The following is a 15,763-nucleotide window of genomic DNA, read 5'->3' as shown; positions in this document are numbered from 1 at the left end:
ATATGTTAGATAATGCTAATCAAAATTTAGACAAAAACGAGTTAACATCTGCTGAAACAGAAAATAACGTAGAAAGTAACAAACAAGAAATTGCTGAACAGTCTACAGAGAAAGAAACTGTAAAAAATGTTGAAGTTGTTCAAGAAACTACTGAATTAAAAGAAGTTGCAAAAGCTGAAATTATTGATAAAAATAAAGAGGCTGTAGATGAAATTGAAAAATCTGTAGCAGAAAATTCAGAAAATAAGCAAGATGGAAAGAATGATGCTGATGAAGAAGTTGCGAAGCAAGATTACTCTAAATTTACACTTGAGGAATTAGTAGCTAGTCTTAAAAAAATTATGAGCGATAATCCTGTTCAAAAAATAAAAACGCAAGTAGAAGAGGTTAAAAGTGCTTTTAATAAAAAGTTTGGAGCTTTTGTTTCAGAAAAGAAAAAAGCTTTTTTGGCAGAAGGTGGAAACGTTATCGATTTTCAGTTTACGTTACCTGTTAAAGAAGAGTACAACTCTTTATTAGCTGATTATAAAAAGAAAAGAGATGCGTATTACGTTGAAATTGACAAACAACTAAACTCTAATTTAGAAAAAAGAGTAAAGGTTATTGAAGATTTAAAGGAGCTTATAGAAGAGGCAGATGCCACAACTATGTATCATAAATTTAAAGATATTCAAGATTCTTGGAGATCGATTGGTCCTGTGCCAAAATCCTATTATAATGATACTTGGAAAATTTACCATCATCATGTAGAGCGTTTTTACGATTTGTTAAATTTAAGTAACGATTTTAGAGATATAGAGTTTAAAAATAATTTAGAGCAAAAATTACAAATCATAGAAAAAGCGAAAGCTTTAGCAAATGAAAGTGATGTAAATTTTGCTTCCAAAGAATTGCAAGAATTACATAAAATTTGGAAAGAGGATATTGGGCCAGTTGCCAGTGAAATGCGCGAAGAAATTTGGCATAAATTCAGTGAAGCAACAAAAATAATTCATGATAAAAGGCATGATTATTTTAAAGAGATGCGTTCTAAATATCAACAAATTACCGAGAAAAAATTAGAAGTTATTGCAGCTATTAATGCTTATGATACTTCTAAAAACAAAAATCATAGCGATTGGCAAAAAAGCATCAATGATATTGAGGCATTAAGAAAACAATATTTTAATGCTGGTAAATTGCCTTATTCTAAAAGCGAAGAAGTTTGGCAAAAATTTAAAAAAGCCACAAAGAAATTTAATAGTGCCAAAAATGTTTTTTACAAAGAGGAAAAGAATTGGCAGCAAGAAAATTTAAAAAAGAAAATTGCATTAATTGAAACTGCTGAGTCTTTAAAGGAAAGTGAAGATTGGGACAATGCTACCAATACATTAAAGAAAATACAAGCAGATTGGAAAGAAATTGGACATGTACCTCGTAAATTCTCTGATGATATATGGAAACGTTTTAAAGCAGCTTGTAATTATTATTTTGATAGATTACATCAACAAAAAAATAATGTAAGCAAAGAAGAACAGGCAAACGTTTCTGCTAAAAAAGACTTTTTAGAAAACTTAAAAGAAACCAAATTATCTACTAAAGAAGCAGTTTTAAGTGCTATAGAAGATTGGAGAGCACTTGGTGCTTTGCCAAGAAATATGCGTCATCTTGAAGGGAAATTTAACAAGCAAATAGATGCCATGTTAGAAAGTTTATCTTTAGACAAGGATGAAATTTCTATGCTAAAGTTTACAACAGTTGTAGATGGTTATGCAGCAGATAATGACAATAGAAAGTTAGAGTCTGAGCAATTTTTTATCAGAAAAAAGATGGATGAAGCTACTAAAGAAATTCAGCAATTAGAAAATAACTTAGGATTCTTTTCAAATGCAAAACCAGATAATCCTTTGGTAATGAATGTAAAAAATCAGGTTACTAAATTTAAAGAAGAGGTTGCTTTATGGGAACAAAAACTAAATTATCTTAAAAATTTAGATAATTAATATTAATATTTAATTTAAGAAAACTCAAAACATAGTTTTGAGTTTTTTTTGGTTAAAAGTTTGAGTTAGGAATCAAGTTAATTTTTATGCGTTTTCCACTCACTTTGTCATTTCGTAGAAATCCCACACAAAACTGATAAAGCCTGAGTAATCAAAAGCCTAAAAAACCATTTTTGTGTGAGATGCTTTCAGCAAGACAAACTGTGTATGCTAAGACTGTGCTTGATAAATTTGAGTCTAAAAAAGTAAAAAACGAACCAAAACAAAACACCACAAAAAAACTCGAAGCTTTCACTTCGAGTTTTTTTGCTATTTTATTTCTTTTAAATTAAGAAAACATTTTATCCATTTTCTCTTTTTCTTCTTCAGCTAAAGCAGCATCCACTAAAATACGTCCACTATGTTCGTCTATAGTAATTTTTTTTCTGTTAGCAATTTCTAATTGTACCTGAGGTGGAATTGTAAAATAAGAACCTCCAGAAGCACCACGTTCTATGGCAACAACAGCTAAACCATTTTTTACTTTGGTTCTAATTCTGTTATAAGCAGTATATAAATGCTCATCTAAAGACTCACCAAATTCTTTCGATTTTTTGATCAAAAGTGCTTCTTCTTTTTCAGTTTCTTTCAAAATAGCATCTAATTCAGCTTTTTTATGACCTAAATGAGCTTCTTGCTTTGCTAATTTTTCTTTAGTAGCGTTAATTACTTCATTTTTTTGAGCAATTTTAGCTTTGTACTCGTTAATTCTTTTTTCAGCTAATTGAATTTCCAAATCTTGGTATTCAATTTCTTTCGATAAAGAATCAAATTCTCTGTTATTTCTAACTTTTTGTTGCTGCTCATCGTATTTTTTCATTAACGAATTAGATTCATCTATTGCTAACTTTTTGTTATTAATATCTGTTTCTAAACTAGTAACATCTTTATTTAAGTTAGTAATTCTTGTATTTAATCCAGCAACTTCATCCTCTAAATCTTCAACCTCTAAAGGTAATTCACCTCTAACGTTTCTAATTTCGTCAATTCTAGAGTCTATTAATTGTAAATCATACAATGCTCTTAATTTTGCTTCAACCGAAATTTCTTTCTTCTTTGCCATGTTTATATATAATATATAGGATTTGTACTTTTTTCTGATAAAATGACTGCAAAATTACTAAATTTTTTCGTAAGATAATCAACCAAAAGGTTTTTTGTAAACTGTTCGCTCTCATAATGGCCAATATCTGCCAAAAGTATGCTGTTTTCGGCTTTAAAAAACTCATGATATTTAAAATCTGCAGAAATATAAGCATCTGCTCCAGCTTTTTTTGCGTTAGAAATGGCAAAACTTCCAGATCCACCCAACACTGCCACTTTTTTTATCTTTTTGTTGATGAGTGCAGAATGCCGAACACAATCTGTTTTCATTGTTTTTTTAAGAAATAATAAAAAATCTTTTTCGTCCATTTCAGTTTCGAACTCACCAATCATTCCCATACCAATATTTTGATATACATTTTCTGTGGTTACAATTTCGTAGGCAACTTCTTCATATTGGTGATTCTCTTTTAAAGCTTTTAAAATAGCATTTTCATTTTTACTCTCAAAAACTACAGAAATTTTAGTTTCTTCTCTTTTTGTAAGTTCGTTTTTCTTTCCATAAGTTGGGTTAGCGTCTTTATTTCCTCGAAAAGAACTTTCGCCTTTTACATCAAAAGAACAAGAATCGTAATTCCCTATGTTTCCTGCTCCAGCTTCAAATAACTTTTCTTTTAATGTTGATGCTTCATCAACAGGAATATAGGTTGTTAGTTTTTTAATAATTCCCTTTTTAGGAATTAATATTTTAGTGTTCGTCAATCCTAAAACTTCACACATTTTTGCAGAAACGCCGTTTTTAGAATTGTCTAAAGCTGTGTGTGTTGCATAAATAGCGATGTTATTTTGTATCGCTTTTAAAACCACTCTTTCTACATAATTATTTCCATTGATTTTTTTCAATCCACCAAAAATAATCGGATGAAAACTTACGATTAAATTGCAGTTCTTAGCAATAGCTTCATCTACAGTTTGCTCTAAAGTGTCTAAAGTTACTAAAACTCCAGTAACTTCTGTGTGGTAATTGCCAATTAGCAAGCCAACATTGTCAAAATCTTCTGCGTAATTTAAAGGCGCTAATTCCTCAATATAATTTGTGATGTTTTGAATGGTCATATTTTAGATGCTTTTTGACATAAAATTAAATATAATTCTCTTTTATTTTATTCAAATACTTTTCACTTATTTTTAATGTATTCCAATAAAAAGTTGCCAAGAAAATGAAAGATAACAATATTGGGATAAATATTAAGAATATAATATTGAAATAAAAAATTATAGATATTAAGGAAGATAGTACTCCAATAGCTAAAGAAAATGCTAAAGGTTTTGTAATGTTGCTGTATAGCTTTATTAAAACACCTTTGTTATTTTCCTCTAAAACTAATTTTGACTTTAGCACAATACTTGCAGAACTACCTTTAAACTTAAAGGGTATTTTTAAACTAAAGTTATTAAAAAAATCTTTGTAAAGCGAATCAGAATCTTGTTGATGCCAATTTGTTAAAAATAGATCTTTACTTATATTTTCAATAAGTATTTCAGAAGCTTTTACAGTCATTTCTTATTAATCGTTTTCAATTATTTAGAGAAACTCAAAGTTAATATATTTAATCTAAAAAAAACATCAACTTTAATTCCTTTGTATCTTTGAAAATGATATTTTTAAATTTTAGAAATAAATTAAAAATTCTTTTATTGTATTTTACACCAATGAAATTTGTAAGATTCTTATTATTTCCTTTCGCCATTATGTATGATGTGGTAACAACTATCAGAAATTTATTTTTTGATGTTGGTATTTTTAAGCAAACCTCTTTTAAAATACCAGTAGTTGTTGTTGGTAATTTAAGTGTTGGTGGCACAGGCAAAACACCTCAAATTGAATATTTGATAAGATTGCTTCAGGATCAATTTAAAGTGGCAGTTTTAAGCAGAGGATACAAACGTGAAACAACTGGTTTTGTGTTGTTAAATGATACTCATATAGCTTTAGATGTTGGTGATGAACCTTTGCAATATTTTAAAAAGTTTAAAAAAATTGATGTTGCTGTGGATGCAAATAGGGTAGAAGGTATTCAAAAATTGATAAATGACAAATCACCTGAACTTGTTTTGTTAGATGATGCGTATCAACATCGAAAAGTAAAAGGTAGTTTTTACGTTTTACTCACCAAATTCGATGATTTATTTACAGATGATTTTTTATTACCAACAGGAAATTTAAGGGAAAGTAGAGGAGGAGCAAAAAGAGCCAATGTTATCGTGGTTACAAAATGTCCAGAAGATTTAAGTCATCAAAAGCAAGAAACGATTCAGAGAAAATTAGAGAAATATCAAAAAGAAGTATTTTTCACGACAATTACTTATGGAGCAATTTTGTCATCAAAAGATGTGATTCCAATAGATGATTTAAAAGAGTATACAATTGTTTTGATTACAGGAATTGCAAATCCAAAGCCACTATTAGGTTTTTTAAGTGATAAAAAAATCAATTATAAACATTTACAATTTGCAGATCACCATAATTTTTCATCCATAGAAATAGAAAACATACAACAAGAATTTGATGCTATTTCATCAGCTAAAAAAATAATACTAACCACAGAAAAAGATTTTGTTCGATTAGAAAAAAGTATCGAAAATCTTTTTTATATCCCCATAGAAACAAGTTTTTTAGAGAATCAAAAAGATAGGTTTGATGAAATGGTTATGAGTCATATACAACAAAATCAAAGTTAAAAAAATCGGTTTCTCTTTTTTAGTTTTGCTAGAAATATTTAAAATGCGATTGCTAAAAGATCTATGATACAATAAAATTTAGCAAGTCACAGTTTATGTTTTATGAATGGTATTATTTTTGATACTTTTGAATAAATTTAAAGATTATGAATAAATTATTTGGGTTTTTTATGATTAGCTTTTTAGCGTATCAAACCTCATATGCTCAAAATACCGATTCTACTGATGTAGAGATTGCTGAAAATAAGATTGTTAACAAAATTGAATTGAATTGGGTTGCTACTTATAAAGATGCTTTAAAAAAATCTAAAAAAGAAAAAAAACCTGTTTTAATCTACTTTACAGGTTCAGATTGGTGTGGACCTTGTAAAGTTTTGGATAGGGATTTATTTCAAACTGAAAAATTTAAGGCAATAGCAGATAAAGATTTGGTATTACTAGAAGTAGATATTCCTAGAAGAAAAGATATAGTTTCTGAAGATAAAATGAGCGAAAATTTATACCTACAAAGTAAATATAAAGTAAAAGCTTTTCCTACTTTAATGATGGTGAATCATAGAGGGAAAAAAATAGCAGAAAAAAAAGGGTATGTAATTACAGAATACTATTATCCTTTTTTCCAATCCGTAATTGGAAAATATTAAACAAAAAAAAACGAAGCAAATCTGCTTCGTTTTTTTATTTACGTTACATAGTTTTTAAGCTATATATTATTTTTGATTTACAACTCTAAAAGTAGTTCTTCTATTTACTGCATGTTCAGATTCAGAACAAACAACATCGTCAGAACATTTGTTTAGCAATCTAGATTCTCCAAAACCTTTTGCATATAATTGGCTTAAGTTGATTCCTTTAGATATTAAATAATCTGTAACAGCTTTTGCTCTTCTGTCAGACAATTCTTGGTTGTCTTTTTTAGTTCCTCTCATATCTGTATGAGATTCAATAAAAACAGCAACACCATCATTTAAAATAGGTAATAAACGAGCATCAATAATTTGTTTTGCACCTTCGTTTAAAGTAGCACTAGAAAAATCCCAATTAATTGGTAAAGGTGTATTGTCAATTAATTGACAGTCAACAGCTTTCCAAGAAGTTAAGCCTCCTTTTTGAACTAAAATTTCTTTCGTAACAGATCTATAAACTGCTGGTATTACAACTTCTTCAGTTCTTGCATCTCTTACTAAAACTGTTTTTTCTATTGTTTGGTATTCTGCTTCTGTTTTAACCAAAGTTGTACTTGGTGGTTTTACCATTACTTTTCTTTGGTATGTTTTTCTAACACCTGGAATAGGAATTTTTACAACAGTTGCATCGCTTTGTAATTTTTCTACTGGCATTGTTTTAAATTCAGCAGGTAATGGCTTGTAACACCAATATCTACAATCATCTGGATTATCAGAGTCACAATTTGGCATTTTTTCACTCATTTCCCAACTTGCAGAAGCCGCTTTTGTTTCAACTGTTTCAAATCCTTGAATAAAAACCGCTTTTTGAGACTCTAATCTTGTACCATCTTCTTTTTCAAAATAAGTAACTTCTTGTGTACCCCAAACAGCAGGAACAATTTTTACTTCTTGGCCACTTTCTTTTATTAAAACTTTTTCTTGAATGGTTCTGTATTCTGCAGGAAACGTAACAATCTTTTTATATTCTGGAGAAACAGCAATATTTACAGTTTCATTTTTGTATATATCTGGTGTTTTGCAGCGAACATAACATTTTCCTGGTTCAGGATTTTCTGGTAAATCTTGACCGAAAGTAACAGTAGCCATCATTACAATAGCTATACTTAATAGAAATTTTTTCATACTCTTAAACATTAATCAATACTTTTATTTGGTAAATAACGATTGTGCCAAAAGTACTAAAAACATTTATAAGTTGATAGCAAAATTTTAAAATTATAATTTGTTGTAAAATAAACTTTTTATGATTCCATCTGAAAGACCAATTTTAGGAACATATATTTTTCTTGCGCCACTCCATTTCATAGCAGATAAGTATATTTTTGCAGCAGGAATAATTACATCGGCTCTATCAGGGTTTAAGCTTAATTCAGAGATTCTTTCTTGATAGCTCATTTGTTTTAAAAACAGATATTGAGCATTTAAATAGATATAAGAAATTGGTTTTCCTTCAGTTCTTCCAGACATTTTAAAGAGTTTGTTAATATTGCCTCCAGAACCAATTAAAGATAAGTTTTTTAAGTCTTTGGTGTTTTTCTTAATCCATTTTTCAACATTGGCAAAAATTTCTTTGTTTACAGCTTTTTTGTTGTTTAACAAACGAACTGTACCCATTTTAAAAGATTTTGAAATGGTTATTTTGCCACCAGAAAAGATTGTAAATTCGGTACTTCCTCCACCAACGTCAACATATAAATAAGAATTATCTCCACTTATAAGTTCATTTAAATCTGTTGATGAAATAATGGCAGCTTCTTCTTTACCACCAATAATATCAATTTTTACGCCAGTTTCTTCAAAAATTTTATCAACAACTTCATTACCATTTTCAGCTTCTCTCATTGCAGAAGTTGCACAGGCTTTGTAACGCTCTACATTATGAACTCCCATTAAAAGTTTAAATGCTTCCATAGCATCTAACATTCTTTTAATATTTCCTTCGGAAATAACACCATTAACAAAAGAATCTGCTCCCAAACGAATTGGCACACGCACCAAAGAAGATTTTTTAAACTGTGGTTCTCTCCCTTCTTTAACAATTACGTTAGCGATTAATAGTCTAATTGCGTTTGAACCGATATCGATTGCACCGTATTTTTTTATTTCCAAAAAGCTACAATTATTTATGATTTTTAGGGAATTCAACCATAAAAGTTTTTCCCTTTTTAATATTTTTCCAATGTTTTTCTTGAAATTTAATACCAACAATTCCACATGTAGAAACGTGTGCAATTGGGGTATTTCCAAATTTATTTACAAAAGTATTGATACCATGATCGTGACTAAAGATAATAGCAGAGTTAAAAGCATCATCTAAAGCACACACTGTTTTTACTAAATAGCCATCGCTAAAACTATATAACTGCCTGCTAATTTGAAGGTTAGCCAAAGGATATTCTAAGTTTTCGCAAAAAATTATTCCTGTATGCAAAGCTCTATTGGCACTACTAGAAATAAAAACGTCAGGTCTTGCTATTTCTTTCGATAAAAATTTAGACATTAAATGCGCGTCTTTAATACCACGTTTTTTTAAAGGTCTGTCAATATCTTCTATACCCGAATATTTCCAAGAAGATTTTGCATGACGAACTATGTATAGTGTTTTCATTTAATTTGGTTAATGAATTGTAAATATAAAAATTTAAGGTGCTAATCTTTCTAAATTCCAAGAAAAATCTTCTTGTAGCGAATATTTTATTCTATCATGCATTCTGTTTGGTCTTCCTTGCCAAAATTCTATAGAAACAGGTTTTACTAAAAAACCTCCCCAATGTTCGGGTCTAGGTATTTCTTTACCTTCAAATTTTTGCTCATAATTTTTTAAGCTTTCGTCTAATTCTTCACGGGACGAAACTACCTTGCTTTGCTCTGAAGCCCAGGCACCTAATTTACTTCCATCTGGCCTTGACTCAAAATAACCATCAGATAAGTTTTCTGCTTGTTTTTCTGCAACCCCTTTTATAATAATTTGTTGCTCTAAAGCTGGCCAAAAAAATGAAATACAAATATGGTTGTTCTCTTCAATTGCTTTTCCTTTTTCTGAGTTGTAGTTTGTATAAAAAATAAAACCTTCCCAAGTATATTTTTTAAGTAAAACAACTCTACTTTTAGGAAAACCATCTTTACCAATGGTGGCAATTGTCATGGCATTAGTTTCTTCAACAGCATCAGAATTATCTGCATTTATAAACCATTTTTGAAATAATTCCATTGGATTTTCTGGGCAGTTACTCTCTAAAAGTTCTTGTTTTTCGTAAGATTTTCTATAGTTACTTAAGTCTTTCGCCATTTTTATTTTTTGTTGATGTAAAAATATTAATTTTTTAAAGATTTTTAATAATAAATTTTTGATAACTTAAAATCTTAAGAAGAGGAAGGATGTGTTGGGTTTAGTTTTATGAATTAAAAATAAAAAGAGGAAAACCATATGATTTTCCTCTTTTAAAAAATATAAATTTAAGTTTTTTTATCTAAATATTATTTTAGAAGTTCCGTAATCTTTTTCAGCAGATGAAACGTGTAAAAACAATACTCCAGCCTTCACATTAAAGTCATAATCTATTTCGTTTTTACCAGCGTTTAAAACCGCTTTTTGGCTGTAGATGATTTTACCTGTAATATCAGATAAAGTTACAGTTGCTTCTGTATCTGTTTCACTGAATAGTAACAAGTTTACATTTCCTTTTGATGGATTTGGATATACCATAAAAGTATTTTCAAACTTTTCAATTTTATTTACTGTAAATTCTTCAACAGCTGTTTTTGTAAAGCGCACATCAGAAATTTCTAAATCTAATTTAGTTGTGTTTGCTTCAAAAGGTAAAAATGTAAACAATAACGTTGTTAAATCTTCTGCTGATAAATTTTCTTGGCTAGCACTCGATGTAAAAATATCAAAAGGCACATAATACGTTTTTTCTTCTTCAGACAAATCAACCATAACTCTATATTGTGCTTTCCAGTCTTCGATTGATGATTTTATCAAACCTAACTCCATCATTCCAGATCCTTTTGCTGTAAAAGCTACATAGTTGTACTCAGAGTAATCTGCTGAAATAGTTCCAGGTAATAAAGATTTATAAACGGTTAAATAATCGTAATCGCTAGTTGCTTTAATTTTTACATTTCTGTTGATGGCATGTTCATCATCATTATAAACTCTATTAAAGTTGTTGGATACAAAGTATACTTCAATTTTTGTATAGGTTTTATCAAAATCTAATCCCCAATTTCCATCTGCATGATAAAACGCATCTTCCACAGTGCCATTTACTTTTACTAAAGCATCGTATTCATAACCATCTGCAATATTTATTCTTAGAGTTTGCTCTAATTGAGTGTTTATAGGATTGTATCTATATTTTACATTATTGGCAGTTTCAGAATACAACTCTTGCATAGTAAGTTCTGAGCTTAACCCTTTAGCAGTACTTCTCATTAAGATTACTAAATCTGCTTTATCTCTAAAAATTTTAGCGGCATACGTTTCAGGAACTTTCTGGATTTCTGTTTGTTTAACAGGAATAAAAGAATTTAAGTTCTTGATAATATCCACAACCATTTTTTGAGTATCTTTTGGATTTGTAGACCAAACCTGGAAGTTGTACATATCATTAAATTTGGTATAATTATTTACATACCAATTTGTTTGAATAGTATATTCAGCATCATTGTTATTTTTAGCAGTTGCAAAAGAAATAGCATATTCTACAATTCCATTTCTTTGTTTAATACCTTGCATTAAGAAATTATATCCTTCTAATTGAACTGTTTGAATATTTAAAATTTCTGCTCCACGCAACCTATCACAAGATGCCTTGGTGTGGTTGTAAACTTTATCAGTTGTTTTAATTCCTAATACAACACCTTTTGTTTTTCCATCTAAAGAAAAGTCTACAGATAAAACTTCATCAGCCACTGTATAATCTAAAATGTCAGTTGGTGAAGTTACGTTTGCAACATTATCAGCAAATAATTCTGTTGGGAACATATCTAACATTGTTTGCCCTTTACCTTGGTAAGGTTGTGTAGACTTCATCTTAGCTTTGTTGAAGATATTAGACGAAGATTTTATAAAAGTTGTTGGTACAGAGTTCTTTTTTCTGTTGACATAAATTTTAGAGATTGCGTCTCCTAAAGATTCAGATTCAATTCCCCCTGAGTTTCCAGTAGTTACTTCATTGGAAGAAATTACAACAGGAACCTCAACAGTTATCGTACAATCGTTGCTTGTTGCAGTTACAGAAACTGAATATAAACCAGCAGCAGTAAATAATTGAACTATTGGGTTTGTATTTTGAAATAATCCAGGTCCAGATCCAGGAATTGTCCATGAAAAATCTGTAAATGAAGCTGCATTGTCTATTGTAAATTGTTTGTAAACTTGTCCAGGACCAGAAGGTAAATCTACTACAGAAACAATAGGTTCTAAAACTGGCAATACAACTATTTGCTCTGAATAAGTTTCTGATCCATAAATATTTGTTGCAGTTAAACTAACTGTATAGGTGCCTTCAGTTGCGTAGGTTTTAGTTGTATCCATAGCTGTACTTGTGGTACCATCACCAAAATCCCATAGATAAGTAATAGGCGCTTCTGGCTGAGGAACACCAACAATATCTGTTGTATTTGTGAATACAAAATCATTTGCAACAAAACATTGTGGGTTTACATTAATATCGAAGCCAGGTGAAGGTGCTACTCCTGCAAAAGTAGGACAAGTACTTGTTGCTGCGAATTTATTACAGTGAATTACGCCACCATCATGAATAAACGCTTTTGCGATTACTTGACCATAAATATCTTCTTTGTTTACTACTTTATTTACATCAGCAAAAGGAGCAAAAATAGTTCCGTAAATAGTTTCACTTCCTTCAATATTTAAATCTGTTGTGTTGAAGAAATTATACAAAACATAGGCACTTTCTGCTTGAGTTATGCCTAACTGTTGCCAAGTATCCCAACTAAAAGTTCCAGGAGCATCAACATTAATGATTAAAATTTTAGTTGCTGAAGGTGAGTTTTGAAATGTAAAACCATTTACACTATTTAAATCTGTACCTGTAACATTTAAATAATTTACACCATTATTTAAAATTATTTCTGTCTGGTTAGTTAACGTTGTATTCGTAATTGAATTTGAACTGTCATCCTCTAAAACTGCAGTATTGCTGTTAGAAGCCATATTTGTGGAATTCGCTCTTAAACTTTGAAATGCACTAGAAAAATCTAATAAATTACTTTCAAAAACTGGATTGTTTCCAGAACTTACTCCGTAAGTAGGAGAATTGTTATTCATTTGAATTCTTGATGATGAATTGTAAGTTCCATTTGGCGTAACTCTCATTGGAGCAGGTGCATTTAATTCATCAAAATACCATGCAACAGAACCATTGCTATTGCCAATTTTTGTATAATAATTAGGATTGACAACGGTTAATAAACCATTATTCGAACCAACCCCAACAGGACATGTTCCTTGAAACGTTTTGGTAACTTCAAAATTATCAATTAAATTTCCATAAGTAAGATTGTTAAAAGGCTGACTTGAAACAGATTCAAAAACAAAATATACAGTTTTTTCTCCTGCAGGAACTGTGTAAGAACCTGTGTAGTTCTGCCAAGCGTTTTGATCTGTACTCATTGTTTCTACAATTGTAGCAGAATTCAAAGAAACACCTATTTTTACGTTAGCAACATCAATTCCACGTCTTCCTCTATGCCAAATAGACCATTCTAAAACAGAACCTGGTTCTGCACAAATAACTTGATATAAAGAAGCTCTTTGGTTTGCATTAATCTCTGCTATATAATTTCCATCCTGAGCATTTTTACCTTGAAAACCAGATTTCCAGATTTCTATTTTGTTATCGGTCGCAGTTGTATACCAACCAGGAATATCACTTTCATTTTTTAAAATCCACGTATTTGTTACTGCACCTGTTTCAAAACTGCCATTATTAACAATTGTTGGATCTCCACAATTACATTCATCATCAGTTGTATTGATAACTGTATTTAGTGGATAGTTTACTTGGTTACCAACAAGAAGTCCTGTTTTTAATCCATTTGTATCAAAATCACCACAATCATCAGTAGCAACATTGTAATCTCCTTTTATAGTTAAATTTTCACCTACTGCAACACTACCTCTTGTTTCTGTGGTAATTACATCCATATTTGTTTCTACAAACACGTTAAATCCTTGTGCAGGAGCTGTAGGACTGTCATTACAATCTGCAACTGGACTTACTGTAATAGAAACTGTAGCTGTAGATGTCTCTCCATCAGCATCAGTTATTGTATATGTAAAAGAATCGTTTGTTGTAGAGCCTGCTAAAGGTGTATAAAGAACCTTGTCATCTGTAGGGTCATTTGGTGTTCCACCATCGTCTATAGTTACTGTTCCACCATTTGTTGTGGTTCCACTTGGTAAAGATATAGTACCTGTGTTTGGTCCATCATTCCCAAAGGAATCATTATTTAAAACATCTAAACTATTATTTTGGCTGTTTTGATTAGTGTTAAAGGTATCATTTGTAGCAGTAGGAACGTCATTAACAGTTAAAGTTACAGTTCTTTCTTCTTGGCAAGAATTATTCACAGCAGTAATTACCAAAGTGTAATCTCCAGCATCAGCAAAAGAAACCGTATTTAAATTTAAAGTATTTGAGGTTGATAAGCTTGTGTTGGGAGCAGAATTTTTAAACCAATTATAGGTTAAAGTACCTGTTGAATTTGTTGCAGGTGGAATTGTATAATCTGGATTGCCAGCTGCAAATGTTGTTGTTGAGATTGAAGATGCATTTACAGAAAAACTAGCATTATCATTTTCATTAACAGTTGTGCTTATTGGTGCTGTGTTTATGGTAATTTGTTCAGCATTCGTTACAAAAGCAGCATTTACTTGTCCTATAGTTTCATTTCCACCACTAGTTGTTCCAACAGCTGTTGGAATTCCGTTGTTGTTAACTGGGGTAGGAAAGTTTAATAAACTTCCTCCATTACTTCCGCCAATTAGAGTGTTTGTAACTTGTGCAGTTGTGTAATTACCAGCTGCTTCAATTGCATCTGGGCAACCATCATTATCTGAATCTGTGTCTTTACTATCTGGTAAACCATCTCCATCTGTATCTCTAGCCACACAATCTGAAGAAAAGTAATTAAAAAGTACTAAATCTAAACCACCCAAAGTTGAATTTGTATTTGTTGGGTATGTATTCCAATCTAAGATGTTTGCTGTATTATAATCTGGAGGTAAAATTGAATATCCATAAATAATTGTTCCATTAGTAATGCCAAAATCAGATAATTTAACAGCTCTTATAGCAACATCTTGATTTAAAGCGGTACTTGGTCTAAAATTTGTGTCAGAAATTTCTTTTCTTAAAACAGTAGAAGGTAGTTTTTCTATGGTGGTCATAGAGGTAGTAGTTACTCTATAAACTGTACTGTAAGAAGTTGGTGTTCCACTGCTATTTAAACTTGTAATTACAGCAATATCAATAAAATTATTTTTACCTCTTTCGCCAACAGTAATATATTGATTATCGGCTGAATTTACCAAATATCCATTATCAAAAGTAACATCTACTCTTTCTATATCATTATTGTTTTGAGAAGATAAGCTATTGTCGAAAACATTGTCACTACCCACATTGTAAAAACCGTGAGAAAATGTTTCGGCCATATTTGTTATTTGATTGGTGTGTAATTTTGTAGCGTTTGTGGTGTTTGTATGGCCATCATTTTCAATCCAAATAATTTGATTGGTAGGTGCAGGGGCTGATAGGTTTCTTCTAAATGTAATATTTCCAATTGATGCATCATCATCAACTTTAACCGTATTTCCAGAACTAAAAACAAAACCTTTTAGTCTTTTTCCAAATTTAGTTCCATAAGATAAATTATAAGATGTGTTGCTAGCAAAAGGAGAGCTAGAATTTGAAAAAGAATTGACTGTTTTATTAGAAGTAGTTTGAGCTTTATTTTCAATTATAAAAGAAGTAATTGTTCCTGATGCTAAAGGTGGACAGTTAAATTCATCTGTATCTAAAATACCATCATTGTCATCATCTAAGTCTATGCTGTTTGCAATTCCATCTCCATCACAGTCTGTAGCATTAACACATTGTGAATTACTATTGATTGTTATAAATAACAAAAAAAAGGTAAATAGTGCAAATTTATTAAGAGGTAGCTTTACCCTTAAAAGCTTTAAATTCTTATTATAATTCATCATGTGATAATACGTTCAAAGAGGTTAGC

The 15,763-nt window shown here is 30.3% G+C and carries 11 protein-coding genes; 3 read left to right on the top strand and 8 right to left on the bottom strand.

Annotated features, from left to right (window positions below; translation table 11 throughout):
* Window positions 1–2: 2 nt before the first annotated feature.
* Window positions 3–1,982: a DUF349 domain-containing protein gene (locus P161_RS0100795; RefSeq protein WP_026775201.1), complete on the top strand. Its 1,980-nt coding sequence runs from the start codon at window positions 3–5 to the stop codon at window positions 1,980–1,982.
* 328 nt (window positions 1,983–2,310) lie between these two features.
* On the opposite strand, the gene P161_RS0100785 is transcribed toward P161_RS0100795, so the two are convergent.
* From P161_RS0100785 to P161_RS0100775, 3 genes are read right to left on the bottom strand one after another with little or no spacing between them, the layout of a single operon-like run.
* Entirely contained in the window at window positions 2,311–3,084 is a 774-nt protein-coding gene (locus tag P161_RS0100785; protein ID WP_026775200.1) for a zinc ribbon domain-containing protein, read from the bottom strand.
* 2 nt (window positions 3,085–3,086) lie between these two features.
* Window positions 3,087–4,181: a Nif3-like dinuclear metal center hexameric protein gene (locus tag P161_RS0100780; RefSeq protein ID WP_026775199.1), complete on the bottom strand. Its 1,095-nt coding sequence runs from the start codon at window positions 4,179–4,181 to the stop codon at window positions 3,087–3,089.
* A gap of 25 nt (window positions 4,182–4,206) precedes the next feature.
* The gene (locus tag P161_RS0100775; RefSeq protein ID WP_026775198.1) at window positions 4,207–4,626 is read right to left on the bottom strand and encodes a hypothetical protein; all 420 of its coding nucleotides are present in this window, start codon (window positions 4,624–4,626) and stop codon (window positions 4,207–4,209) included.
* Between the two features lie 152 nt (window positions 4,627–4,778).
* Between P161_RS0100775 and lpxK the strand changes: the two genes are divergently transcribed.
* Both lpxK and P161_RS17835 read left to right on the top strand, forming a co-directional pair.
* Window positions 4,779–5,807: a tetraacyldisaccharide 4'-kinase gene (gene lpxK / locus P161_RS0100770; RefSeq protein WP_026775197.1), complete on the top strand. Its 1,029-nt coding sequence runs from the start codon at window positions 4,779–4,781 to the stop codon at window positions 5,805–5,807.
* Between the two features lie 146 nt (window positions 5,808–5,953).
* Complete coding sequence (locus P161_RS17835; RefSeq protein WP_051605623.1) at window positions 5,954–6,451, top strand: thioredoxin domain-containing protein; 498 nt, start codon at window positions 5,954–5,956, stop codon at window positions 6,449–6,451.
* A 66-nt stretch (window positions 6,452–6,517) separates the two neighbouring features.
* On the opposite strand, the gene P161_RS0100760 is transcribed toward P161_RS17835, so the two are convergent.
* From P161_RS0100760 to P161_RS19995, 5 genes are all read right to left on the bottom strand, one after another.
* Complete coding sequence (locus tag P161_RS0100760; RefSeq protein WP_026775196.1) at window positions 6,518–7,618, bottom strand: OmpA family protein; 1,101 nt, start codon at window positions 7,616–7,618, stop codon at window positions 6,518–6,520.
* 93 nt (window positions 7,619–7,711) lie between these two features.
* Window positions 7,712–8,605, bottom strand: coding sequence for a Ppx/GppA phosphatase family protein (locus tag P161_RS0100755; protein WP_026775195.1), 894 nt, complete (start codon window positions 8,603–8,605; stop codon window positions 7,712–7,714).
* 10 nt (window positions 8,606–8,615) lie between these two features.
* Window positions 8,616–9,104 (bottom strand): histidine phosphatase family protein, encoded by a 489-nt coding sequence (locus P161_RS0100750; protein WP_026775194.1) that lies wholly within the window; start codon window positions 9,102–9,104, stop codon window positions 8,616–8,618.
* 33 nt (window positions 9,105–9,137) lie between these two features.
* The gene (pdxH, locus tag P161_RS0100745) at window positions 9,138–9,785 is read right to left on the bottom strand and encodes a pyridoxamine 5'-phosphate oxidase (RefSeq protein WP_026775193.1); all 648 of its coding nucleotides are present in this window, start codon (window positions 9,783–9,785) and stop codon (window positions 9,138–9,140) included.
* Between the two features lie 177 nt (window positions 9,786–9,962).
* Complete coding sequence (locus P161_RS19995) at window positions 9,963–15,659, bottom strand: collagen-binding domain-containing protein (RefSeq protein ID WP_026775192.1); 5,697 nt, start codon at window positions 15,657–15,659, stop codon at window positions 9,963–9,965.
* Between the last annotated feature and the right edge of the window lie 104 nt (window positions 15,660–15,763).

It is taken from the genome of Polaribacter sp. Hel_I_88, assembly GCF_000687935.1.
In the GTDB taxonomy this organism is placed as follows: domain Bacteria; phylum Bacteroidota; class Bacteroidia; order Flavobacteriales; family Flavobacteriaceae; genus Polaribacter.
This window is presented reverse-complemented; position numbering and strand designations above follow the sequence as displayed.